Source organism: Amycolatopsis sp. NPDC101161, from assembly GCF_044768185.1.
Classification (GTDB): domain Bacteria; phylum Actinomycetota; class Actinomycetes; order Mycobacteriales; family Pseudonocardiaceae; genus Amycolatopsis.
Genome location: NZ_JBIWPI010000005.1, coordinates 327,332 through 351,390 on the forward strand (window position 1 = coordinate 327,332; position 24,059 = coordinate 351,390).

The following is a 24,059-nucleotide window of genomic DNA, read 5'->3' on the forward strand; positions in this document are numbered from 1 at the left end:
AGGAGATCGGCGACAGAGCACCGGGAGGAGGCCCGCCGTGGAACTGCGTCACCTGCGCTACTTCGCCACCGTCGCCGAGACGTGCCACTTCGGCCGCGCCGCCGAGCAGCTGCACATCGCCCAGCCGGCGCTCTCGCACACGATCCGCCAGCTGGAGGACGAGCTGGGCGTCGCGCTGCTGGCCCGCACGACCCGGCAGGTCCGCGTCACCCCAGCGGGCGAGTTCTTCCTCGGCGAGGTCCGGCGCGTGCTCGCGGCCGTCGAAGCCGGGGTCCGGGGCGTCCGCCGCATCGGCGACGGCCGGCTCGGCCTGGTCCGCGTCGGCTTCACCGGGACGGCGGCGTTTTCCCACCTGCCGCGGCTGGCCCGTGCGCTCGCGCAGCGGGTCCCGCAGGTCGAGCTGGAGGTCACCGCCGACCTCCTCACGGCCGAGCAGTGCGCGCTGCTGCGTGACGGTTCGCTCGGCATCGGCGTGCTGCGCCCGCCGGTGACCGGTGACGACATCGGCTACCGCGTGATCGAGGTCGAGCCGCTGGTCCTCGCCGTCCCGGCCGACCACCGGCTGGCCGTCGAGCCGATCGTCGCGGTGGCCGACCTGCGGGCCGAGCCGTTCGTCACCTACGACCGGCGCAACTCGGTCGTGCACGAAGCCGTGCTGCGCAGCTGCCGCGACGCCGGGTTCACCCCGGACCGCCAGCACGAGGCGCCGGGCACCGCGGCGCTGCTCGCGCTGGTCGCCGGCGGCCTCGGCGTCGGGGTCGTGCCCGCGTCGGCCCGGTCGCTGCCGCTCGCCGGGGTCGTCTTCCGGGACCTGGCCGGCGCGGCGAGCGTCGAGCTGGCGCTCGCGTGGCACCGCGAGACGCGCTCGCCCGTGGTCACCACCGTCCTCGCCGCGCTCGAGGACGTGTTCCCGTCCGCCCGACCACCAGCGGAGGTCAGCTGATGAAGATCACCCGGGTGGAGGCGATCCCGTTCGCCATCCCCTACCGCAAGCCCCTGCGGTTCGCCTCCGGCGAGGTGCACGCCGCCGAGCACGTCCTCGTCCGCGTCCACACCGACGACGGCATCACCGGCATCGCCGAGGCACCGCCGCGGCCGTTCACCTACGGCGAGACCCAGGCCGGGATCGTCGCCGTCATCGACTCGATCTTCGCGCCGCAGGTCGTCGGGCTCAGCCTGCTCGACCGCGAGACCGTCCACACGCGACTGTCCCGGACGGTCGGGAACCCGACCGCGAAATCGGCTCTGGACATGGCGATCTGGGACGCGCTGGGCCGCTCGCTGGACGTCTCGGTGACCGAGCTGCTCGGCGGCTACACCGATCGCATGCGCGTCTCGCACATGCTCGGGTTCGACGAGCCCGCCGCGATGGTCGCCGAAGCCGAGAAGATGCGCGACACCTACGGCATCACGACGTTCAAGGTGAAGGTCGGCCGCCGCCCGGTGTCTTCGGACACCGCGGTGGTGCGGGCTTTGCGCGAAGGTCTCGGCCCGGACGTCGAGCTGTACGTGGACGGCAACCGCGGCTGGACCGCCGCCGAGGCCGCCCGCGCGATGAAGGAGATGGCCGACCTCGGCCTGCTGTTCGCCGAAGAGCTCTGCCCGGCCGACGACGTCCTCGGCCGTCGCTGGCTCGTGCAGCAGCTGGACGTCCCGTTCATCGCCGACGAGTCCGCCGTGTCGCCCGCCGACGTCACCCGCGAGATCCTCGGCGGTTCGGCCACCGCGGTCAGCATCAAGACCGCGCGCACCGGCTTCACCCGCTCGCAGCGCACCCACCACCTCGCCGAAGGCCTCGGCCTGGAAGTCGTGATGGGCAACCAGATCGACGGCCAGCTCGGTTCCCTGTGCACGGTCGCGTTCGGCGCGGCCTACGCGCTGACGTCGCGGCGCGCGGGCGAGCTGTCGAACTTCCTCGACATGAGCGACGACCTGCTCACCGAGCCGTTGCGCATCGCCGACGGCGAACTGGCCGTCCGCCCCGGCGCCGGCCTCGGCGCGTCGATCGACCCCGAAAAGCTCCGGCGCTACCGCCAGGACCGCTGAACCAAGGAGGATTCATGACCACCACCCACGAGACCGCGACCGCGGCGGCATCGGGCGCCAACGCCACCGAGCGCTTCAAGTCCGACAAGCTCGCCGGCGTGATCGGGACGCCGCCGGAGCGCGTCAGCCTGCTGGCGCGCGAAGTCCTCGAAGCGGTGCACGGCACGATCCGCAAGCACAAGGTCACCTACGACGAGTACAACGCGCTCAAGTCGTGGCTGATCGCCGTCGGCGAGGACGGCGAGTGGCCGCTGTTCCTGGACGTGTGGGTGGAGCACGTCGTCGAGGAGGTGGCGACCGAGCACCGCGAAGGCAACAAGGGCACGATCGAGGGCCCGTACTACGTGCCGGACGCGCCGGAGCGCGGTGCCCGCGGCACGGTCCCGATGCGGGAGAACGAGCCGGGCACACCCCTGACGTGGACGGGCCGGGTCACGTCGACCGACGGCTCGGCGTTGCCGGGAGCGAAGATCGAGCTGTGGCACGCCGACGCGGACGGCTTCTACTCCCAGTTCGCCCCGGGCATTCCCGAGTGGAACCTCCGAGCGTCGTTCACGGCGGACGAGTCCGGCCGGTTCGAGATCCACACGGTCCGCCCGGCGCCGTACCAGATCCCCACGGACGGAGCGTGCGGCAAACTGATCGCGGCGGCGGCCTGGCACGCCTGGCGCCCGGCGCACCTGCACGTCAAGGTGTCGGCCCCGGGCCACGAGCTGCTGACGGCCCAGCTGTACTTCCCGGGCGACGAGCACAATGAAGACGACATCGCATCGGCGGTGAAGCCGGAGTTGCTGTTGTCGCCGAAGGTGGCCGAAGCCGCCGAGGCCATCGAGTACGGCTTCGTATTGGACAGGGAGAGGCCCTGATGCTGTACCACGTCCGCACGGACGCCGCGCGGAAATCGTGCGGGTTTCACCTGGACCCGACGGCGTACACCGCAATGCTTCCTTAGTTGCAGAACCGGCTCCCCGCCGGAGCGTGGGCGATGGTGCCGATAACGCGCGGAGCCGAGGGGGTGTACGTCGAGGTGAAGCTGGAGAAGAACCCCTTCCCAGCACGGTTCCGACTTGGTGATCGCCTACTCGGGGGTGCGAGAGTTCGCACTGACCCGTTCCGCGGGCGACCGGCTCCAGCTGTCCGATGACGAATGGTCGCCTGTTCGTGACGTGTCGAGATCCTCAGGCCCGATGGCAGGCCGGCTGAGTTCCGGACGGGTTCCCCCTGGTGGTGGATCCGCGCGAACCTCATCCCAGGGACCCAGTCAGCACACCCAGCTCGGCGTGAGCGGACGTTGGTCGATGTGGTCAGGGTGCGGCGCCGGAGGCTTGCTGAGGCATCCGGCTGAGGCCGTCGAGGATGAGGTCGAGCCCGAATTCGAACTCGTCGGCGAACGTGAACCCGGTCTTCGCCAGTTCGGTGACCACCTCCGCGAGGTAGGGGTAGTCCTCGAGTCCCGACGGCTGCCGGTCCACGACGGCTTCCTGCCGCCGCGCGGCTTCCGCCGGGATGTCGCCGGCGAGGTTCTTCTCCTGGAGGGCGAACCCGTAGACGTACGCGTCCATCAGGTTGTACGCGTGCACGGCCATGCGGAAGGGAAAGCCCGCGTCACGGCGGAGGCATCGCATCACGGCGTTGTGGTGGTGCAGGTTCGCCGGTCCCGGAGTGCCCGTCTCCATCCGGCCGACCGCCCACGGGTGGCGGAGCAGAGCCAGCCGCATCGACGCCGCACGGCGGTGCATGGCAGTCCGCCAGCCGACGTCGACGGGTACCTCGACCTCGGCGAAGACCAGGTCGACCATGCCGTCGAGGAGCTCGCGCTTGTCCGCCACGTGCTTGTAGAGCGCCATGGGTACGACGCTCAACCGGGCCGCGAGCCTGCGCATGGTCAGGGCCTCGAAGCCGCCTTCATCCGCCAGCTCGACGGCGGCGCCCAGCACTTTGGCGCGGTTGAGCCGCTCCCGGCCGCTGGCCGCGGCGGTGTCCTGCATCGGGGGCCTCCACCTCCTGACCGGGGGCCCGGTCTTGACAGGTGTACATCGTACGCCTAGCTTGAGCGCCGTAAAGGTGTACGTTGTACACCTCCTATTCCGCTCGGAGGAGCAAGGCATGAGTGCCACGCCAAGACCCGGCAAGACGAAGCAGTTCTCCTTGGCGCCCAGTGAAAGGAGCCTCTCGCAGGCCGCCGGAATCGCTGCCGCGATCGCGGGGGCACTGTTCATCGCGGTCCAGATCGGCCACCCGGCCATGGACGTCTCGCTGGTCACCACCACCGACTGGGCCGTGCGCAGCGCGGCGAAAGCGCTCATGGCCGCGCTGGCGCTCGCCGGCATCACCGGCATGTACCTGCGTCAAGTCCGACAGACGGGAATCCTCGGCTTCCTCGGCTACGCGTTGTTCGCCGCCGGCTACCTGCTCATGTTCAGCATCGAGGTCGTCGCCGCCGCCGTTCTGCCCGCGCTGGCACCCACGGCGCCCGGCTACGTCGCCGATGTCCTCGCCGTCGCCTTCGGCGGCACCGCAACCCATGGCATCGGCGGCATGCAGATCGTCATCGTGGTCAGCTCCGTCGGCTATCTCGCGGGTGGATGCCTGTTCGGCATCGCGTTGTTCCGGGCCCGCGTCCTCGCCCGGTGGGCGTCGGTACTGCTGGCCGCGGGCACTGTCGCGACGGTCGCGCTCGCGGTGCTCCCGGAGTCGTTCAACCGGCCGTTGGCCGTTCCGACCGGAGTGGCGTTGATCGGCTTGGGCATCTCGCTGTGGCGCGCCCGACCAGCCACGGGCAGCGACAACTCGCCGCGTCCCACTGTGGAACACGTCGCCGCGCGATGATCATCGACGTCGGCACCACCCGCACTGCGCGCGTGGCGGGGATGAGGCAGCATCCCGGTCCCCATGACTCACGCTCGTCGGCATGACCGGACGTGAACGCCGAGGACCCCTTTGTTGCCGAGGCTACGGTTCGCGGAGGACGTCTTTCAGGGCGTCGGGGATGACCGCGGTCGGCAGGAGTTCGGTAAGCCGGTCCGTGAGCCGGCTGTCGCGGACGAGGGTTCCCGCGGCGAGGCCGGCGCTGACGGCGGCCGCATCCGGCTGCCGCTGAGCCCAGGCTCGCGCCAGGTCGTCGTCGAGCAGGAGTTGGTAATCCTCGCGCATGTGCCAGCCGATACCCGGGTCAAGTCGCGTGTTGGCGGCGAACGCGGAGCCAGCGTTGGCGACTTTGCGCGTGAACTGCTCCAGCCCGCGGTCGGGCACGTGCAGGATCCCCAATGGCCGCTCGGCGGCAACTCCGCCCGCAACGCCGGTCGCGCTGTGGTTGCCGAAGCCGACCGTCACCCCGGGATCGGCGCGGTGGCACACCTTGTTCCCGATCCGTGTACCCCGAGCCGACAAAGCCAGTGTGTCGCGCAGGACGTGCGTCGACGGCCACGGGCCTTTGCGCGTGGGATCGGCCACGAGGTTGTCGCGGACCATCTCCACGGTGCCGCATCGGCTGTCGATGGTGGCCAGCGCGTCCGGGATGGCGGCGCGGTCGACATCGGTGGCAGTGCCGGGCCAGAGGAACTCGTCGGCGTCGCCGTTGATCACCCAGTCGGCGCCGTGCGACACCGCCGCGCGCCGGGCCATGGCCGTGACCCATCGGGCCTGCTCGTAGTCGCGGCCTGGCTCGTGCCACAGCTCGAGTACCCCGGCGTCGCGGTAGCGTTCCAGGATTTCGGTGGTGCCGTCGACGGACCCGTTGTCGGTCGCCACGATGAAATCCACTCCCGCGGCGAGGTGGTGCTCCACCGTGGCGGCCACGATGTCTGCCTCGTCGCGCACCAGCAACGTCATCACGATCCGCACTCGCCAACCCCCAGTCGCGTGGAACGGCGATCAGCATACAAAGGCGGAAACCGAGCGAGTCCACGGCTCGTCCCGATGTTCGAGGAGGCGGCGGAGCAGCGTTCCTCTGCGCTCTTGCATCAGTTACGTCCTGCGATTGCGCAGAAGAACGATCAGCGCGCCGACAAGCACAACACCTCCGGCCACCATCAGTACCGTGCTGACGACATCGACAGCCTCACCGGCGTCGGGTGAGACCCGCAGCAGTGTAAAGACCGCAGCCAGCACGACCAGCACGCCGATGGTGACGCCGAGGAAGATCTTGCGTTGTCGCGTACCCATGAGCAGCTATCTCTCGGAGGTCCTTATTTCGATCGCCGACGTTTGCTTCGCCGGACTGCGATCATGCTCAGCGTGACAATCCTTACTGTCAATGGCGATACCGACGCCGAGCAGTGTGACACCAACAATGGCACGACAGCGCGGTCACGGTGGCGGCGTGGGTGGTGCGGTGGTTCCGGTTGCTGGATCTGGATCCGCGGACGATCGAGAGCTACCGGAGCCGGTTGCGGTGTCACATTCTGCCGAAGTTCGGCCACCTGCCGCTAGGCGCGATCACGACGCTGGGTGTGACCGAGTGGGCTCGGAGCTGGAGCGGGACGCGTACGCCCCGTCGACGACGAGCGGCTGATTCCGTTCAATCCGGTGCACCGGCGGCGGCGCCGTGGCCGAAGGTCACGCCGGGGCAGGGGTGATGCGGTGGCACGGCCCGCCGAAGACCCGGGCTTCCGCGCGGACGATCGCGCTACCGCCGTTCCTGGTCGCGCTGCTGCGCGAGCATCTCGCGCGGCACCCGTATGGCTTCGTGTTCACCACGCCGAGCGGGAGGTGGTTGTGGCGCTCGACGTTCCTGCGGCGGGTCTTCCGCTCCGCGGTCGACGGCAGCAATGCGTGCGGGGCGAAGGCGGGCTGCGCAGCGGCCCGGCCGGGTAGGCGTTCCACAGGCTGCGGCACAGCCACAAGACCTGGCTGATCGCCGGCGGCGCGCCGGAGATCGCGCAGGCCCGTCGGCTCGGGCATCACCTGGACATCCGGGTCATTGAGACCTACTCCGACGTCGCCCCGGAGGTCGAGCACCGGCTGCTGGAGGATCTCGAGCGCCGCTGGCGCGCGGCGGCTCCACTGCCGTCGACGCCGTCACCGGGTGTGGTCGACGGTGGACGAGTGGCGCCGGTTGTCCCCCTCTTCGCCACGGTGGGCGTCACTCGCCGAGCGAGCCGGGGAGCAGCGGGAACGCCGCACCGACGCCGAAACGGGGATGGGGCATTGCTCCAGCTCTGCCCCACCAGGAGCACAAGATCACGCCGCAAGCCGATCACCGCTGATCGAACCGGGAACGCAGAAAACCCCTCCGACCAGCCAAAACGACTGAAACGAAGGGGTTTCGTACGATGTGGAGCTAAGGGGACTCGAACCCCTGACCCCCTCACTGCCAGTGAGGTGCGCTACCAGCTGCGCCATAGCCCCGGAGCGAAGCTCGGCTCCGCATCTCGTGTGTCCATACATTACACCCCGCCCAGCCACCCTCCACGCGGGGGTCCCCACAGTCACTCCATGCCACTGACCTGCGTCTTCACACCTTATTTTTAGTCGTGTATTGACTCCCGGATGTGGCCGCCGTTACATTTTGCGCGGTTGTGACGCCGAGGTCCCCGCCCGTTACGCCGCGTCTACCCAGACCGGGCACGCCTCTGCCGTTTCCTGCTCTACGAACGCCGCTCACGCGGCAGAGGAGGTTTCGCATGAAGAGGACGCTGGTGCTGCTGTCCGCGGCATTATCCCTGGTCGCGGGCGCCGCGGCCGTCCCGAGAGCCCAAGCCGCCGTCACCCCGGACGGCTGGTACACCGTGACCGCCGCCAACAGCGGGAAGTGCGTCGATGCCCGGGCCGCCGGGACCGCCGACGGCACCGTCGTGCAGCAGTACTCCTGCAACCAGACCGCCTCGCAGCAGTGGCAGTTCCAGTCGACCGGTGACGGCTACTTCCGGGTGAACGCCCGCACCAACCCGGCCGCGGCCTGGGATGTCACGAACGTCTCGACCGCCGATGGTGGCCTCGTGCAGCTCTGGACCTACGGAGGCGGCGCCAACCAGCAGTGGCAAGCCGTCGACGAGGGGAACGGCCGCTACCACTTCGTCAGCCGCAACAGCGGGAAGTGCCTCGACGTGCCCGGTGCCTCCGCCGCCGACTCGGTGCAGCTGCAGCAGTACGCCTGCAACGGCACCGCCGCCCAGTCCTTCACCCTGAACCCCGTGAACACGACCCAGCCCGGCCAGCCCGACTTCGGCCCGAACGTCGTCGTCTTCGACCCCTCCATGTCGAGCTCGGCCATCCAGAGCCGGCTGAACAGCATCTTCAGCCAGCAGGAGCGCAACCAGTTCGGCAGCCAGCGCTACGCCGTCATGTTCAAGCCGGGCACCTACGCCAACGACGTCAACGTCGGCTTCTACACGCAGGTCCTCGGCCTCGGCCTGAGCCCCGACGCCGTGACGATCAACGGCGCCGTGCACGTCGAGGCCGACTGGTTCCCGCCGCAGAACGCCACGCAGAACTTCTGGCGCGGCGCCGAGAACCTGTCCGTGAACCCGAACGGGGGCGCCGACCGCTGGGCCGTCAGCCAGGCCGCGCCCTACCGCCGCATGCACGTCCGCGGCGACCTGCAGCTCGACGACGGCGGCTGGGCCAGCGGCGGCTGGATCTCCGACACCAAGATCGACGGCCAGGTCCGCTCCGGCTCGCAGCAGCAGTGGATCTCCCGCAACTCGCAGTTCGGCAGCTGGAACGGCTCGAACTGGAACATGGTCTTCGCGGGCGTCCAGGGCGCCCCGGCGAACACCTTCCCGAGCCCGCCCTACACCACCGTCGGCCAGACGCCGGTCGTCCGCGAAAAGCCGTTCCTCTACATCGACGGCGCCGGCAACTACCAGGTCTTCGTCCCGAGCGTGAAGACCAACGCGGCCGGCACGACCTGGGCGAACGGCACCGCGCCGGGCACCTCGCTGCCGATCGACCAGTTCTACATCGCCAAGCCCGGCGCCACCGCCGCGGACATGAACGCGGCGCTCGCCGCCGGGAAGAACCTGCTGGTCACGCCCGGTGTCTACCACCTGAACCAGGCGCTGCACGTCACCCGGCCGGACACCGTCGTGCTCGGCCTCGGCATCGCCACGCTGGTGCCGGACGGCGGCGTCACCGCGATGAACGTCGACGACGTCGACGGCGTCAAGGTCGCCGGCCTGCTGATCGACGCCGGCACGACCAACTCGACCACCCTCATGCAGGTCGGCGCGGCCGGCTCGGCCGCCGACCACACGGCGAACCCGACGTCGCTGCACGACGTCTTCTTCCGGATCGGCGGCGCCGCCGTCGGGAAGGCGACGAACAGCCTGGTGGTCAACAGCAACAACGTCATCGGCGACCACATGTGGATCTGGCGCGCCGACCACGCCGACGACAACGCCTACGTCGGCTGGACGACCAACACCGCCGACAACGGCCTCACGGTCAACGGCAACAACGTGACGATGTACGGCCTGTTCGTCGAGCACTACCAGAAGACGCAGGTCGTCTGGAACGGCAACGGCGGCCGGACGTACTTCTTCCAGAACGAAATGCCCTACGACGTGCCGAACCAGGCCGGCTGGATGAACGGGTCGAGCAAGGGCTACTCCGCCTACAAGGTGGGCCCGAACGTCACCAGCCACGAGGCGTGGGGGCTGGGCAGCTACTGCTACTTCAGCACCAACCCGTCCGTGGCCAGCGCTCACGCGTTTGAGGCGCCGAACACCGCGGGTGTCCGGTTCCACGACATGGTGACCGTGTCGCTCAACTACCAGGGCACGATCACGCACGTCATCAACACCACGGGTGACACGACCCCGGCCGGCACCAAGCCGGTCAACCTGGTCGGCTACCCCTGAGCAACCGGCGTGCGCCGTGGTGGCGGCCGCGGCGCACGCCGGTCCTAAGTGTCCGGACACAGTGGACGCGTGGCCCAAACGGGTGGTGAACCGAGCCGGCCAGGCCTTTTGCCGCGATACTGGGTGCCCCGACACCCGAGGAGCGACTCATGACCTCCTTCGCAGCCTTCTCCGTCGTCGAACCCCGCCAAGCCTGGCCGATCGCCGCCGTCCGCGGCGTGTTCGCCCTGCTCTTCGGGCTCTTCGCACTGATCTGGCCGGGCGAGACGGTGCTCGTCCTGGCGATCCTGTACGGCGTGTACGCGATCGTCGACGGCATCGGCGCCCTCATGCAGGCCTTCCGCGGAGGTGACACCGCGCACCGCGCCGCCTACGGAATCCTCGGCGCGCTCGGCATCATCGCCGGAATCCTCGTCCTCGTCTGGCCCGGAATCACGGTTCTGCTGCTGGCCCTGCTGGTCGGCCTGTGGGCGATCGTCACCGGCGTCGCGGAGATCGCCGCGGCGATCCGGCTGCGCAAGCAGATCCAGGGCGAGGCGTTCCTCATCGCGGCCGGTGCGCTCTCCGTGATCGCCGGCATCCTCATCGTGATCAACCCGATCGCCGGCGCGTTCGGCATCGCGCTGCTCGTCGGCATCTACGCGCTGATCTACGGGATCATGCTGCTGGTGCTGGCCTTCCGGTTGCGCAAACTGGGGGACACCACCCCCGCCGCCTGAGTAGCGTGCGGGGGTGTCGACCCGCGAACTGGTGGTGCTGGGCACCGCGAGCCAGGTGCCCACGCGCCTCCGCAACCAGAACGGCTACCTCCTGCGCTGGGACGGCGAGGGCATCCTCTTCGACCCCGGCGAAGGCACCCAGCGCCAGATGCTGCGGGCGGGCGTGGCCGCCACGGACGTCACGCGCCTCTGCGTCACGCACTTCCACGGCGACCACAGCCTCGGCCTGCCCGGCGTGATCCAGCGGCTCTCCCTGGACAAGGTCCAGCACCCGGTCCACGCCCACTTCCCGGCTTCCGGTGCCCACTACTTCGAGCGGCTGCGGCACGCGACGTCGTTCTACGAGACGGCTGACCTGCGCGAACACCCGATCGCCGAGGACGGGCCGATCGCCGTCGGGGCCAAGTTCACCCTCGAAGCCCGGCGCCTGAGCCACCCCGTCGAGGCCTTCGGCTACCGGCTGACCGAGCCGGACGGCCGCACGATGCTCCCCGGCAAGCTGAAGGAACACGGCATCAGCGGCCCGGACGTCGGCAAGCTCCAACGCGAAGGGCGGCTGGGGACCACCAAGCTGGAAGACGTCAGCACGCCCCGGCCGGGCCAGCGCTTCGCGTTCGTCATGGACACCCGCCTCTGCGACGCGGTGTACGCCCTCAGCGAAAACGCCGACATGCTCGTCATCGAGGCGACGTTCCTCGCCGACGACACCCGGCTGGCGAAGGACTTCGGCCACCTGACCGCGCGGCAAGCGGCCCGCGTCGCCGCCGAATGCGGTGTCCGCCAACTGGTCCTGACGCACTTCTCGCAGCGCTACCCCGATCCGGCGCGCTTCCTGGAGGAGGCGAAAGCCGAGTTCGACGGCGAAATCGTCGTGGCCGAGGACCTGGAGCGGGTCCAGGTGCCGAAACGCCGGTCCTCCCCAGCGGACCACCGGGCGCCGTAGGCTGCACCTCGTGAGCCAGCCGATCCTGACGACCGTCGACGACGATCCCGCCGTGTCCCGCTCGGTCGCCCGCGACCTGCGGCGCCGGTACGGGAAGGACTACCGCGTCATCCGTGCCGACTCCGGCATGGACGCGCTCGAAGCGCTGCGCGAGATCAAGCTGCGAGGCGACGCCGTCGCGGCCATCCTCGCCGACTACCGGATGCCGCAGATGGACGGCATCGCCTTCCTCGAGAAGGCGATGGACCTGTTCCCGCACGCCCGCCGCGCCCTGCTGACCGCCTACGCCGACACCGACGCCGCGATCCAGGCGATCAACGTCGTCGACGTCGACCACTACCTGCTCAAGCCGTGGGACCCGCCGGAGGAGAAGCTCTACCCGGTGATCGACGCGCTGGTCGAGACCTGGAAGGCGGTCGGCGACCGGCCGGTCGAGGAGGTCAAGCTCATCGGCCACCGGTACAACTCGCCGTCGTTCCAGATGCGCGACTTCCTCGCCCGCAACGCCGTGCCGTACCGCTGGTTCTCCGTCGACGACGACGAAGGCCGCCGGATCCTGCAGGCCGCCGACGCCACCGAGCAGGACATCCCGGTCATCGTCACCCCGGACGGCACGGTCCTCAAGAACCCCAGCGGCGGCGAGATCGCGGACGCGGTCGGTTTGTCGACCCGCCCGGCGCAGGAGTTCTACGACCTCGTCGTGATCGGCGGCGGCCCGGCCGGCCTCGGCGCGGCCGTCTACGGCGCGTCCGAGGGCCTGCGCACGGTGCTCGTCGAGAAGAAGGCCACCGGCGGCCAGGCCGGCACCAGCTCCCGCATCGAGAACTACCTCGGCTTCCCGGACGGCGTCTCCGGTGCGCAGCTGACCGACCGGGCGCGGCGCCAGGCGCAGAAGTTCGGCGCCGAGGTGCTGACCGCGCGCGACGTCGTGGGCCTCGAAGCGCGCGGCTCGTCCCGGGTCGTCACCTTCGGCGACGGCAGCGAGATCGCCGCGCACTCGGTGATCCTGGCCAGCGGCGTCACCTACCGCGCGCTGGACGCCGAGGGCATCGAGGAGCTCACCGGCCGCGGTGTCTACTACGGCTCGGCCGCGACCGAGGCGCCCGAGTGCAAGGGCGAGCACGTCTACATCGTCGGCGGCGCCAACTCCGCCGGCCAGGCCGCGGTGTTCTTCTCCCGGCACGCCAGCGACGTCACGATCCTCGTCCGCGGCGAGTCGCTCGAGTCGTCGATGTCGCACTACCTGATCGAGCAGATCGCCGGCATCGAGAACATCCACGTCCGCACGCACACCACGGTCAAGCAGGCCCACGGCGACGAGCACCTCGAGCGGCTCACGCTGTGCGAGAACGGCGTCACCGAGACGGTCGACAGCGGGCACCTGTTCATCTTCATCGGTGCCGCCCCGCGCACCGACTGGCTCGGCGAGGGCATCCACCGCGACGAGCACGGCTTCGTGTGCACGGGTCCGGACCTGACGGCGAACGCGCAGCGGCCGGCCGGCTGGCCGCTCGACCGTGATCCGTACTACCTCGAGTCGTCGATCCCCGGGGTGTTCGTGGCCGGTGACGTGCGGTCCCAGTCGGTCAAGCGGGTGGCGTCCGCGGTCGGCGAGGGCGCGATGGCCGTGACGCTGGTACACCGGTACCTGGAGGAACAATGAGCGCACTGCCGCGGGAAGAGCTTCGCGGGCTCTTCCTTTTCGAACACCTTTCCGAGGCGCAGCTCGACTGGGTCGTCGACAACGCCGTGCTCGAGGAGTACGAGGGCGACTCGACGATCATCAGCGAGGGCGGCGAGGCGACCTGCTTCTACGTCCTGCTCGGCGGCGCCATCCGGATGACGCGCCTGGTCAGCGGCACCGAGGTGGAGACCAACCGGTCCGACCAGCGCGGCGCCTACTTCGGCGCGACGCAGTTCTTCGTGCACCAGGACGACGACCACCGCTACGGCGCGACCGTGCGGGCGCTGTCCGACGTCACGCTGCTCGCGCTGCCGTCGAAGGAGTTCTCCGTCGAGTTCCGCAGGTGGTTCCCGATGGCGACGCACCTGCTGGAGGGCATGTACCTGGGGTGGCGCAACAGCGACACCGTGATCGGGTCGCGGCGCCGGCTGCTAGCCCTCGGCGAGCTCTCGGCCGGCCTGACGCACGAGCTGAACAACCCGGCCGCGGCCGCCGTCCGGGCGACGTCCGCCCTGCGCGAACGCGTCGCCGGCATGCGTCACAAGCTCGCCTTCCTGGCCAAGAAGGACATCGAGCCCGAGCTGCTCTACCAGCTCATCGACGTCCAGGAACGCCTGGTCAAGCAGGTCGCGCAGGCGGAGAAGCTGACCGCGATGCAGCAGGCCGACCGCGAGGACGAGATCGGCGACTGGTTCGACGACCGCGGCATCGACGGCGGCTGGGACCTCGCCGACATCTACGTCCGCGCCGGCCTGACCACGGTCGACCTGGACAACGTGCTGGAGCAGGTGGGCGACACCTTCATCGACGGCGCCGTCCGCTGGCTCGCCTACGCGCTCGAGACCGAGATGCTGATGGGCGAGATCGAGGACTCCACCACGCGGATCTCCGCGCTGGTCGGCAAGGCCAAGCAGTACTCCCAGATGGACCGGGCGCCGCACCAGTGGGTCGACGTCCACGACGGCCTCGACTCCACGCTCGTGATGCTGTCCGGCAAGATCGGCGGCGGGATCCGCGTCGTCAAGGAGTACGACCGCAGCCTGCCGAAGATCCCCGCGTACCCTGCCGAGCTGAACCAGGTCTGGACGAACATCATCGACAACGCCCTGGGCGCGATGAAGGGCGAGGGCACGCTGACGCTGCGCACCTGGCGCGTCGACGACCAGATCCGCGTCGAGATCGGCGACACCGGCCCCGGCATCCCGGCCGACATCAAGCCGCGGATCTTCGAGCCGTTCTTCACGACCAAGCCGGTCGGCGAGGGCACCGGGCTCGGCCTGGACATCTCGTGGAAGATCGTCGTCGAACGCCACCAGGGCGACCTGCGCGTCGAGTCCGAGCCCGGGAACACCCGGTTCGAGGTCTGCCTGCCGACGGTCGAGCAGGCCTCGCTCTGATGGCATCCGTCCCGACGGTCACGACCGAGCTCGGGGCGCTGGTGGGGCTGGCGGGCGACGGCGTCCGCGTCTGGCGCGGGATTCCGTACGCCCGTCCGCCGGTCGGCGAGCTGCGGTGGAAGGCGCCGCAGCCGCCGTCGCTGTCCGGCGGTGTGCACGTCGCGACGGAGTACGGGCCGCACGCGATGCAGTCGCCGGACCCGATGAACCCGGCCGCCGTGTGCGACGAGGACTGCCTGTACCTCAACGTCTGCACGCCCGAGGGGCCCGCGCCCGACGGCGGGTGGCCGGTGCTGTTCTGGCTGCACGGCGGCGGCTACCGGGTCGGGCACGGCGAGCAGCTGGGCGACGGCGAGGAGTTCGCGCGCGCCGGGATCGTCGTCGTCACGATCAACTACCGGCTCGGCTCGCTCGGCTTCCTGCACCTCGCCGGGATCTTCGGCGAGTCCGAAGCGGACGCCGGGGTGTGCGGGTTCCTCGACCAGGTCGAGGCCCTGAAGTGGGTGCGGCGCAACATTTCCGCGTTCGGCGGCGACCCGGAGCGGATCACCGTCTACGGCGTCTCGGCGGGCGCGAAGAGCGTCGGGAACCTGATGGGCAGCCCGCTGGGCCGGGGGTTGTTCGCGCGGGCCATCAGCAGCAGCGGTGGCGCGGACCACGTGGCGACGCCGGACGCCGGGACCGCGCTGGCGCGGCGGCTCCTCGACGAAGTCGGCTGCCACGACCTGGGCGCGCTCAGGGCGTTGCCCGCCAAGGAGTTCGTCGAGGCGCAGGAACGCATCCTGTCCGGACTGCAGGCGCTGTGGCTGTGGCGCCCGACGCTGCACCCGCGCGTGCTGCCGGAGGTGCCGGTCGAGCCGATCCGCCGGGGGAGCGCGGCCGGAATCCCTTTGCTAGTCGGCTGCAACAGCAACGAGGGCAGCACGTACGCGCTGATGCTCGGCGACGACGTCGCGACGGCGCCGGCTTCCGGTGTGCTCGAAGGCATCCTCGGCCGCGAAGGCACTTCGCACCTTCTCGAGACGTACCTTCGCCGCGTCCCCGACCTGAAGTCCGCGAAGATCGCCGCGATGGGCGACGAGCGCTACGGCATCCCGACGCAGCGCCTGGCCGACGCGCAGTCCGCGCACGCGCCCGTCCACCGCTACCGCATCGACATCGCCGCGCCCGGCGTCCCCGAACAGCTCGACGGCGGCCACGGCACCGAGACGACGATGGCGTGGAAGACACCGCTGCCGCTCGCTTCGCAGGGCTCAGCTGTCAACCCGAAGCGTGAGCGCGCCGCGTTGCTCATCCACCGCGCCTGGGTGCGGTTCGTCCGCGACGGCGTCGCGGACGCCGACGGCCCCGAGTGGCCGCCCTACGGGCCCGAACTCCGGCCGGTGCTGGTTTTCCGGGAAGACACCGATCTGGTGCTCGATCCACGCTCCGACGAGCGGAAAGCCTGGGGCGACACGGAATGGGCGTCGGGGACCTGGTTCCCGGTGACCTGAGACCGTTCCTTCACCCGCCGTTCACTTCGAACCGGCTCGCTCCCGCGTCCAATGAGCGAAAGCCCGTCGAGGGGAGTGGCTGAGTGAAACGCCGGGTGTCGATCGGACTGGCCGTGGTGCTGCTGCTGGCCGTCGTGGGGGTGATCATCTGGGGTCGCGGTGACGACAGCGCCGCGGGCTCCACGACGACCGTGCGCGGGGTGATCGGTTCGGAGAAGCAGGCCTTCTTCACCGACCAGCGCGTCGTCGACGCCTTCGCGCGCCACGGCCTGAAGGTCGAGGTCGACACGGCCGGGTCGCGGCAGATCGCGACGACCGTCGACCTCGGGAAGTACGCGTTCGCGTTCCCCTCGTCGTCGCCCGCGGCGCAGAAGATTCAGCGCGACCGCAAGGTGACCACGGTGTACACGCCGTTCCAGTCGCCGATGGCCGTCGCCTCCTTCGAACCGATCGTTTCCTTGCTGCGGGCCAACGGGGTCGTGCACAAGGGCGCCGGCGACTACGACGTCCTCGACATCGCGAAGTACCTCGACCTGGCGAAGGCCGGCACGCGCTGGGACCAGCTGCCCGGCAACACCGCCTACCCGGCCCGCAAGAACGTCCTGGTCACGACGACCGACCCGCGCGAGTCGAACTCCGCGGCGATGTACCTGTCGATCGTTTCCTTCGTGGCCAACGGGAACGCCGTCGTGAGCACGCCGGAGCAGGAGGCGAAGGTGCTGCCGACGGTGGCGAAGCTGTTCCTCGACCAGGGGTACACGCAGAGCAGCACCGAAGGGCCGTTCGAGGACTACTTGTCGGCGGGCATGGGCAAGACGCCGCTGGCGCTGATCTACGAGTCGCAGTTCGTCGGCCGCGTGGTGAGCGGCGACGGCTCGATCCGGCCCGACATGCGGATGCTCTACACCGCGCCGACGGTCTACTCGAAGCACACGCTGGTGCCGTTGACCGGCGACGGCGACAAGGTCGGGCAGCTCCTCGCGACCGATCCCGAGCTGGGCAAGCTCGCCGCGACCTTCGGGTTCCGCACCACGAACCCGCAGCTGTTCGCCGAGGTCGCCGCGCCGGCGCACGCGCCCGCCGATCTCGTGGACGCCGTCGAACCGCCGTCGTTCGAAACGCTCGAGCGGCTGCTCGACGCCGTCGGCAAGCAGTACTGACATGGACTTCTCGCTCACCCCGCCCGAGCCGGTCGCGGCGATCCCCGTCGAGCGTGCGGCCGGACTGATCACGCTCAGTTCCGAAACCCGGTCGGTAGTCACCGTTCGCGCTTCGGAGTTCGCGTCCCGGCTCGAAGCTCTCGACGTCCGTTCGCCGGAGTTCACCGACCTCCTCGACGAGCTGCTGACCGTCGGCGAAGCCGACATGCGCGCGGCGGCCGGCGTCGCGGGAACGATGCTCGACCGGTCGTTGCGCAGCGCGGCGTCGCCGCAGGACGGCGTCACGACGAGCCTCGCGAGCCTGCGCCGGACCGTCGCCGAGCTGGACCCGGCGAAGCTGCCACTGACCGGCCGGAAGCTGCTGGGGGTGTTCCCGGCCGCGGCCGGCGCGAAGCGGGCGCTGGACCGCTACCGCGCGGCGAACGAGCCGGTCAACGCCCTGGTCGTCGACCTGCGCGGCCGCCAGGACGTCCTGCGCCGCGACAACGCCGCGATCAAGGGCGAGCGCGAGCGGCTGTGGAAGGTGATGGGGAAGCTCGCCGAAGCGGCCGCCCTCGCCGAGGCCGTCGACAGCGCGATCGAAGCGCAGGCCGGCGTCTTCGACCTGACGGATCCGGGGCGCGCCAACGCGTTGCGCGCGGACGTGCTGTACCCGATCCGGCAACGGCACCAGGACCTGCTGACGCAGCTGGCGGTCAGCGCGCAGGGCTACCTCGCGCTGGACCTGGTGCGCAAGAACAACGACGAGCTGATCCGCGGCGTCGAACGGGCGGTGTCGACGACGGTGTCCGCGCTGCGGGTCGCGTTGCTGGTCAGCGGGGCCCTGGCGAGCCAGCGGGACGTCCTCGACGAGGTCGCGGCGCTGCAGGCGACCACCGACGGGCTGATCCGCGCCAACACCGAGCTGCTGGACCTGCAGTCCGCGGAGATCCGCAAGGCGAGCAGCGACCCGGCCGTCGCGACCGAGACGATCCGCGCGTCGTTCGACCGGATCTACGCCTCGATCGACGCGATCGACGGGTTCCGCGCCGACGCCGTCCGCACGATGGCCGCGACCGTCGAGTCGCTGTCCGGCGAGATCCGCCGCGCCGAAGACCACTTGCGGCGTTCGCACGAGGGGGAAGCATGAGGAAAGTCTGGGCGCTCGCCTTGAGTGCTTTGTTGCTGGCGGGGTGTTCCGACTCGTCGTCCGCGCCGCTGGGCGAGCCCGAGCCGGGGACGTTGCGGATCCTCGCGGGCAGCGAGCTGGCGGACATGCAGCCGGTGCTCGACGCGGCCGCGCAGGCCACCGGTGTCAAGGTCAAGTTCACCTTCACCGGCACCCTGGAAGGCGCCGAAGCGCTGGCGAACGGCAGCGTCGACGGCAAGTACGACGCCGTGTGGTTCTCCTCGAACCGTTATCTCGCGGGCATTCCCGAGGCGGCGAAGCGGCTCGGCAACCAGGTCAAGATCATGAGCTCGCCGGTGGTGCTCGGGCTGGCGTCTTCGGTGGTGCAGCGGCTGGGCTGGGCGGGCAAGCCGGTCAGCTGGGGCGAGATCGCCGCGCAGGCCGGGAAGAAGGCGTTCAGCTACGGGATGACGGACCCGTCGGCGTCGAACTCCGGGTTCTCGGCGCTGGTCGGCGTCGCTTCGGCGCTGGCCGGCGCGGGCAACGCCATCGACGCCCAGCAGATCGCTTCGGTGACTCCGCAGCTGACGCAGTTCTTCAGCGCCCAGGCGCTTTCGGCCGGCTCGTCGGGCTGGCTGTCGGACGCCTACACGCGGCGCGCGACCGGCCAGGACCCGGGGCAGAAGGTCGACGGGCTGATCAACTACGAGTCCGTGCTGCTCTCGGCGAACGCGTCCGGGAAGCTGCCCGAGCCGTTGACGCTGGTCTACCCGAGCGACGGCGTCGTCACGGCGGACTACCCGCTTTCCCTACTGGCTTCCGCCGGTGACGACGCGCGGTCGGCGCACCAGCGGCTTTCGGACTACCTGCGCACGCCCGACGTCCAGAAGCGGATCATGGACACGACGCAGCGGCGGCCGGTCGTGCCGGGGGTCGCGCTGGGGCCGCAGTTCACGGCGCGCGACCTCGTCGAGCTGCCGTTCCCGGCGACGCAGCAGGCCGTGGACGCGCTGCTCCAGGCGTACTTCGACAAGATCCGGCGGCCGTCGCGGACGCTGTACGTGCTGGACACGTCCGGGTCGATGAAGGGCGACCGGATCGATTCGCTGCGGAACGCGCTCGTCGGGCTGACGGGCGCGGACACGTCGTTGACCGGCCGGTACCGGCGGTTCCGCAGCCGGGAGGAGGTGACGATGCTGCCGTTCAACACGGTTCCTTCGCGGGCTTCGACGTTCACCGTGCCGGAGCAGGATCCAGCGGCCGAGCTGGCGCGCATCAAGGCGTTCGCCGAGGGGTTGACGGCCGGCGGCGGGACGGCGATCTACGACAGCCTTTCCGAGGCCTACCGGGTGCTGGAACCGTTGGCGTCGCGCGATCCGGACCGGTTCACCTCGATCGTCCTGATGACCGACGGCGAGAACGCGAACGGCTCGTCACTGTCCGACTTCCAGGCGTCGTTCGGGTCGCTGCCGCCGGCGATGAAGCAGGTTCCGGTGTTCACCGTGCTGTTCGGGGAGGGCAGCGGCGACGAGCTGGCCCAGGTCGCCGGGGCCACCGGCGGGAAGGTGTTCGACGCGCGCAAGGTCCAGCTGTCCGACGTGTTCCAGGAGATCCGCGGGTACCAATGATGCTGCGTTATCTGGGGTCGAACAAGAACCTGCTCGGCTGCGTCGGTGGCCTGGTCGGCGTCGTGCTGTACGTGACCGGGGTGGTCGGGTGGTTCTGGCCGTTCGTCGTGGTGGCGTTGTACTTGGCGGGTGCTTTGCTGGCGCCTTCCGAGAAGGTCCGGTTGGTGCCGGACACTTCGGCCGAGCTGCGTTCTTCTTTGGAGACCTTGCTTTCGCGGGTCTCTTCGCAGGCGTCGCGGATGCCCGCGTCTACTGTGGACACCGTGGGCCGGATCGCGGCTATCTTGCGGGACCTGCTGTCGGATCCCGCGCGGCTGGCCGCTGATCCCGATCTCCAGCACGCTGTCGTTCGTCTTGGACGGACCGATTTGCCGCTGTCGCTGGAGACTTACCTGAATCTACCGTGGTGGTTCGCTTCGCGGCGGGCCGGCGCGGGCGAGGAACTGGTGGCCCAGCTGGGTTTGCTCGAGGCGGAGGCGCACCGGGTGGCCGAGCGGTTCTACGCCTCCGAGGTCGACCGGCAGGCCGATCACACGCGGTATCTGCGCGACCGGGACGTGTGAGTTTCCGGCCCTACCCTTGTGAGTGATGACGTTCGAACGCGCGTTCGAGTAGCTTCGAGTTCATGGACGCGAACCGAGTTTCGGCAAGGTCAGGGTCACCGCTGCGGTGGTCAACCAGCTCAGCAGATCGGCGAGAGGAATGCGGGAAAGCCGTTCCGGCCACTCTTCCGCGACGGTGTGCAGCACGAGTTCGTCGTGCCGAGGTTCCACCTTGGTCAGCTTCGTGCCGGGTGGGAGTTCCGGCAGGGGAAGCACGATGGGGTGAAAGCGCTTCGGTGGGCGGAGCTGCCGCTGTCCGATGTGGAGAGTCCGCGGGACGAGCACGACGGCGTCGTCTTCCACCTGGGCTTCCAGTGTCAGGTGGCCCCAGTGGGGTTTCTTGGCCCAGTGGATCTGGAGCAGGCCGCTGTCCGCCGGGGCGGCCACGATCCCGGGCCGGACCTTCGCCACCCTTTCGCGGAGCACGTCCGCGGAGACGGCGATCCGCAGCTCCACGCGGGCCGGCTTGGCGGCGGGCGTGGGAAGTGAGCGGAGGCGGACGTCTTCGGCGAGCACGGTGACCCGGCGCAGCGGAATGCTGCCCCCTTCGGGTTCGGGCCAGTCGACGTCTTCGGCGACGATGCGCACGTCGCCGACGCGTCCGGTGGCCAGCCGCAGGCTGTCGGCGGGGTAGTCGAGCTCGGCGAGCGTCAGGCCGACTTCGCGGTCCCCGACCTTGGCGGTCAGTCGCCGCCCGACGAGCTGCTCGGTGACGGTCCGCACCAGCGCGGCGGGGGTGACGGGAACGTTCGGGAGCAGCGAACGCCCAGCGGCGGCCAGCCCGGCCAGCTCAGGCCAAGGTGACCAGCCGTCGAACCACCTGCCGTCAGTCATCAGTCCAGTGTCGCTGACGGCGGGGAAGGGTGCCGAGGGCAGGTAACGCAAAAGGAGGTTTCTCACCCGGCGGTTATCCGTGGGGGCAGGTATTTGCTGTGCATGGCGGGGCCCGTGATCGCCTCGGACGCTGCGCCTGTGCTACCGGCTGCTGGCCGTGGTGCACGGCCAGCTCGCCGCCGAAATCCCCGCCGGCTGGCAGGTTCGCGAGGTAGTGGGGGTGTTCGTTCCTGCGTGGCGGCCGGAGTTCCACGAGCGAGGCTCAACCTCGCGCGGCGGCCGGTGACCATGGCGGCGGCCGCGGGTGCTCGTGCGCGGCCCGTGAGTGCCACAGCGGCGCCCCCCGGGCGGCATGTGTGCCCGTATGGCGGCTGCTGTTCCCGGTTGCGCCCAGGAAGCGGGCGTGTCCGCGCCAGCCGTTGTGCCACACCGGCCGCGCGCGGGATCTCGCACCCGCGTCCCGCCTTTCGGGCCGCGTCAGGACGTGGTCCGCCGGCAGGTGGCAGATCGTGAGCCACCTGCCGCCACCGGAGGGGGCAGTGACGGCAGGTGGCAGCTCGAAGGGCGACGTCGCCCGCCGGTCACCGGCCCGCGAAGCGGGCGATGATGCCGGTGACGACCAGCCAGAACACCGCGGCCAAGCCGAAGTCGAGGATGACCTGCAGGCTGCCGTTGTCCACGTTGAACAGCCCCGGCCAGAACAACGCGAGAGGGACCGCCAACGACTTGATGAAGATGAAGAAGGCGTTGCCGGCATTGGCACCGGCGAGCACCATGATCATGTAGAGAACTTCGATCCCCGCGAAGATCGCGCCGATCGCCGTGATGACCCGCACGGCCGTGTTCCGTCTGGTGGTGGTTCGCCAAGGAGACATGTCCGGAAAATTCCCGGAACGGGTGACCGATCAAACGCTCAATCCCCAAGATTGCGCCGTTCGGCCGCTCCTCGTCGCTCTCCGCCGCTCCATTCGGACGCTCCGTGAGCCCTCAGCGCGTCCCAGCAACCCAGTCTCGCGTCGCGAGGCGCGCGCGTCTGGCCGCCGGCGGTGCGTCGCCGAGCTGGACCGGCCAGCCGCCCGTCACCGCATCCCGGCGTCACCCAGCAACTTCGCGATGGCCCAGTCCTGCACCGCGAGGCCCACCGACTTGAACACCGTCCGCCCACTCACCGCCGGCGGCCTGCGCAACGCATCCCCGAGCTCGACCAACGAAGACCGCGCCACCAACCCGTTGTCCACCGCGTGGATCACCTCACCGGCCTCCTCGAGCACCGCCTCGACCTGATCCACCACCACGCACTCCGCACGCCGGAGCAACTCGGCCGGAAGCTCCCGCATGGAAGGCAGGTACGACCCGATCGCATTGACGTGAACCCGCGGCGGCAAGTCGTCCACATCGAACAGAGGAGTCGACGATGACGTAGCACAGCAAACGATCTCCGCGTCGGAGACGGCGTCCGCGGCCGACGACGCCACCCGCGTCGCCACAGCCGGGAACTCGGCGCTCATCCGCTCCGCGAAGGCGTGCGCGCGCGGCTGCGAGCGGCCGAACACCGCCAGCCGGCTCAGGGGGCGGACCGCGGCCACCGCGCGTACCTGGTCGGCGGCCTGTGCGCCCGTGCCCAGGAGCGCCAGGCGGCCGGCGGACGGCGGGGCCAGCAGGTCCGTCGCCACACCCGACGCCGCGCCCGTGCGGAGCGTTGTCACCTCGATCGCGTCCGCGACGATCTGGCCCGCGGCCGTGTTCCACACGAGCGTTCCGAGGATCATCGGGGTTCGGCCGGCGACCAGGCTGAGCGTCTTCACCACCGTTGTCGACGTCGGTGTGTGGCACGCGCTCATCACCAGCGTCGTGCCGCCGCCGAAGGACAACCGTTGTGGCACCACGAAATGGCCGGCGGCGAGGTCGAGGAAGGCCCCGCGCACCGCGTCGATCGCGGCGGTCATCGGCACGGCCGCCCGGACGGCGTCGGCATCGAGCATGTGCGGACCCTTCGACATCGGCGACCCGGCTAGCCTGACGGGGTGTCCGATGCCGCGCAAGATCCACCCGTGGAAGAACAGCGGTTCGTCCGCGACGACTGGTACGGAGAGGAGATCACCGGACGGCACTACGTGCGCTGCGAGTTCCTCGAGGTCGACCTCTCGGAGGCGCAGACGCGGAACGCGGTCTTCACCGACTGCGTGTTCGGGAACGTGCGGTTCAACGCGTCCCGGCACACGGACTCCGCCTTCACCGGCTGCGCCTTCAAGCGGTGCAACTTCTTCGACGCCGAGTTCACCGGGTGCAAGCTCGTCGGCGCGACGTTCAGCGAGTGCGAGCTGCGGCCGCTGCGGGTCACCGGGGGCGACTGGTCGTTCGCCGGGCTGGCGGGGGCCGACCTGCGGTCGGTCGCCTTCCACGGGGTGCGGATGCGCGAAGCCGACCTCACCGGGGCGAACTGCGGCGACGCCGTGTTCGCCGACGTCGACCTCTCGGGCGCGATGCTGCACGCCGTCAAGCTGCCGCGCGCGGAGCTGCGGGGCAGCGACCTCTCGGCGCTCGACCCGGTGAACGCCGACCTGGCCGGCGCGATCGTGTCACCCGAACAGGCTGCGGTGCTCGTCACGTCGCTCGGGCTGCGCGTCCGGGCGTAGGCTCGGG

Annotated in this window: 22 protein-coding genes and 1 tRNA gene; 16 read left to right on the top strand and 7 right to left on the bottom strand. The window is 70.0% G+C overall.

From position 1 onward, the window contains the following. Positions 1-37 precede the first annotated feature (37 nt). The 3 genes from ACIRSS_RS34965 to catA are packed head-to-tail and all read left to right on the top strand — an operon-like array spanning position 38 to position 2,912. Positions 38-943, top strand: coding sequence for a LysR substrate-binding domain-containing protein (locus tag ACIRSS_RS34965; protein ID WP_400902625.1), 906 nt, complete (start codon positions 38-40; stop codon positions 941-943). Then, positions 943-2,046: a mandelate racemase/muconate lactonizing enzyme family protein gene (locus tag ACIRSS_RS34970; RefSeq protein WP_400902628.1), complete on the top strand. Its 1,104-nt coding sequence runs from the start codon at positions 943-945 to the stop codon at positions 2,044-2,046. Before ACIRSS_RS34965 ends, ACIRSS_RS34970 begins: the two co-directional genes overlap by 1 nt. A gap of 14 nt (positions 2,047-2,060) precedes the next feature. Beyond that, positions 2,061-2,912, top strand: coding sequence for a catechol 1,2-dioxygenase (catA, locus tag ACIRSS_RS34975; protein WP_400902631.1), 852 nt, complete (start codon positions 2,061-2,063; stop codon positions 2,910-2,912). A gap of 438 nt (positions 2,913-3,350) precedes the next feature. Here catA and ACIRSS_RS34980 read toward each other — a convergent pair whose 3' ends face one another. Beyond that, complete coding sequence (locus ACIRSS_RS34980) at positions 3,351-4,034, bottom strand: TetR/AcrR family transcriptional regulator (RefSeq protein WP_400902634.1); 684 nt, start codon at positions 4,032-4,034, stop codon at positions 3,351-3,353. Positions 4,035-4,152: 118 nt separating this feature from the next. On the opposite strand from ACIRSS_RS34980, the gene ACIRSS_RS34985 reads away from it, so the two are divergent. Further along, positions 4,153-4,875, top strand: a complete 723-nt coding sequence (locus ACIRSS_RS34985) for a hypothetical protein (RefSeq protein ID WP_400902637.1) — start codon at positions 4,153-4,155, stop codon at positions 4,873-4,875. Positions 4,876-4,998: 123 nt separating this feature from the next. Here ACIRSS_RS34985 and ACIRSS_RS34990 read toward each other — a convergent pair whose 3' ends face one another. Together ACIRSS_RS34990 and ACIRSS_RS34995 are read right to left on the bottom strand one after the other, a co-directional pair. After that, positions 4,999-5,889, bottom strand: a complete 891-nt coding sequence (locus tag ACIRSS_RS34990; RefSeq protein WP_400902640.1) for a glycosyltransferase family 2 protein — start codon at positions 5,887-5,889, stop codon at positions 4,999-5,001. 123 nt (positions 5,890-6,012) lie between these two features. Beyond that, positions 6,013-6,210, bottom strand: coding sequence for a hypothetical protein (locus ACIRSS_RS34995; protein WP_400902643.1), 198 nt, complete (start codon positions 6,208-6,210; stop codon positions 6,013-6,015). A gap of 164 nt (positions 6,211-6,374) precedes the next feature. On the opposite strand from ACIRSS_RS34995, the gene ACIRSS_RS35000 reads away from it, so the two are divergent. After that, a complete protein-coding gene (locus ACIRSS_RS35000; RefSeq protein ID WP_400904006.1) occupies positions 6,375-6,623 on the top strand; it encodes a hypothetical protein in 249 nt (82 codons plus the stop codon). Between the two features lie 699 nt (positions 6,624-7,322). Here the strand turns inward: ACIRSS_RS35000 and ACIRSS_RS35005 are convergent. After that, positions 7,323-7,395 (bottom strand) — tRNA-Ala (locus tag ACIRSS_RS35005). A gap of 275 nt (positions 7,396-7,670) precedes the next feature. Between ACIRSS_RS35005 and ACIRSS_RS35010 the strand changes: the two genes are divergently transcribed. From ACIRSS_RS35010 to ACIRSS_RS35055, 10 genes are all read left to right on the top strand, one after another. Beyond that, positions 7,671-9,848 carry an RICIN domain-containing protein gene (locus tag ACIRSS_RS35010; protein ID WP_400902645.1) on the top strand — a complete coding sequence of 726 codons (2,178 nt, stop codon included), beginning with the start codon at positions 7,671-7,673 and terminating at the stop codon, positions 9,846-9,848. Positions 9,849-9,997: 149 nt separating this feature from the next. Next, positions 9,998-10,567, top strand: coding sequence for an HdeD family acid-resistance protein (locus ACIRSS_RS35015; protein WP_400902647.1), 570 nt, complete (start codon positions 9,998-10,000; stop codon positions 10,565-10,567). A gap of 13 nt (positions 10,568-10,580) precedes the next feature. Then, positions 10,581-11,510 (top strand): ribonuclease Z, encoded by a 930-nt coding sequence (locus ACIRSS_RS35020; protein ID WP_400902650.1) that lies wholly within the window; start codon positions 10,581-10,583, stop codon positions 11,508-11,510. A gap of 10 nt (positions 11,511-11,520) precedes the next feature. Continuing rightward, positions 11,521-13,173: an FAD-dependent oxidoreductase gene (locus ACIRSS_RS35025; RefSeq protein WP_400902652.1), complete on the top strand. Its 1,653-nt coding sequence runs from the start codon at positions 11,521-11,523 to the stop codon at positions 13,171-13,173. Further along, on the top strand, positions 13,170-14,591 hold the full coding sequence (locus tag ACIRSS_RS35030) for an ATP-binding protein (RefSeq protein ID WP_400902654.1): 1,422 nt from the start codon (positions 13,170-13,172) through the stop codon (positions 14,589-14,591). Before ACIRSS_RS35025 ends, ACIRSS_RS35030 begins: the two co-directional genes overlap by 4 nt. Next, positions 14,591-16,084 (top strand): carboxylesterase/lipase family protein, encoded by a 1,494-nt coding sequence (locus tag ACIRSS_RS35035; RefSeq protein WP_400902657.1) that lies wholly within the window; start codon positions 14,591-14,593, stop codon positions 16,082-16,084. Before ACIRSS_RS35030 ends, ACIRSS_RS35035 begins: the two co-directional genes overlap by 1 nt. A gap of 83 nt (positions 16,085-16,167) precedes the next feature. Further along, positions 16,168-17,244 carry a hypothetical protein gene (locus ACIRSS_RS35040; RefSeq protein WP_400902659.1) on the top strand — a complete coding sequence of 359 codons (1,077 nt, stop codon included), beginning with the start codon at positions 16,168-16,170 and terminating at the stop codon, positions 17,242-17,244. A 1-nt stretch (position 17,245) separates the two neighbouring features. Continuing rightward, positions 17,246-18,373 (top strand): toxic anion resistance protein, encoded by a 1,128-nt coding sequence (locus ACIRSS_RS35045; RefSeq protein WP_400902662.1) that lies wholly within the window; start codon positions 17,246-17,248, stop codon positions 18,371-18,373. Further along, positions 18,370-19,980 (top strand): substrate-binding domain-containing protein, encoded by a 1,611-nt coding sequence (locus ACIRSS_RS35050; protein WP_400902664.1) that lies wholly within the window; start codon positions 18,370-18,372, stop codon positions 19,978-19,980. Before ACIRSS_RS35045 ends, ACIRSS_RS35050 begins: the two co-directional genes overlap by 4 nt. Continuing rightward, the gene (locus ACIRSS_RS35055) at positions 19,977-20,543 is read left to right on the top strand and encodes a hypothetical protein (protein WP_400902666.1); all 567 of its coding nucleotides are present in this window, start codon (positions 19,977-19,979) and stop codon (positions 20,541-20,543) included. Before ACIRSS_RS35050 ends, ACIRSS_RS35055 begins: the two co-directional genes overlap by 4 nt. 60 nt (positions 20,544-20,603) lie before the next feature. Here ACIRSS_RS35055 and ACIRSS_RS35060 read toward each other — a convergent pair whose 3' ends face one another. The 3 genes from ACIRSS_RS35060 to ACIRSS_RS35070 form a co-directional block, all read right to left on the bottom strand. Next, complete coding sequence (locus ACIRSS_RS35060) at positions 20,604-21,416, bottom strand: hypothetical protein (RefSeq protein WP_400902668.1); 813 nt, start codon at positions 21,414-21,416, stop codon at positions 20,604-20,606. Positions 21,417-21,997: 581 nt separating this feature from the next. Further along, on the bottom strand, positions 21,998-22,252 hold the full coding sequence (locus ACIRSS_RS35065; RefSeq protein WP_086675346.1) for a hypothetical protein: 255 nt from the start codon (positions 22,250-22,252) through the stop codon (positions 21,998-22,000). A 243-nt stretch (positions 22,253-22,495) separates the two neighbouring features. After that, the gene (locus ACIRSS_RS35070; RefSeq protein WP_400902671.1) at positions 22,496-23,398 is read right to left on the bottom strand and encodes an ornithine cyclodeaminase family protein; all 903 of its coding nucleotides are present in this window, start codon (positions 23,396-23,398) and stop codon (positions 22,496-22,498) included. 42 nt (positions 23,399-23,440) lie between these two features. Between ACIRSS_RS35070 and ACIRSS_RS35075 the strand changes: the two genes are divergently transcribed. Continuing rightward, positions 23,441-24,052, top strand: coding sequence for a pentapeptide repeat-containing protein (locus tag ACIRSS_RS35075; protein ID WP_400902674.1), 612 nt, complete (start codon positions 23,441-23,443; stop codon positions 24,050-24,052). The last annotated feature ends 7 nt before the right edge of the window (positions 24,053-24,059 follow it).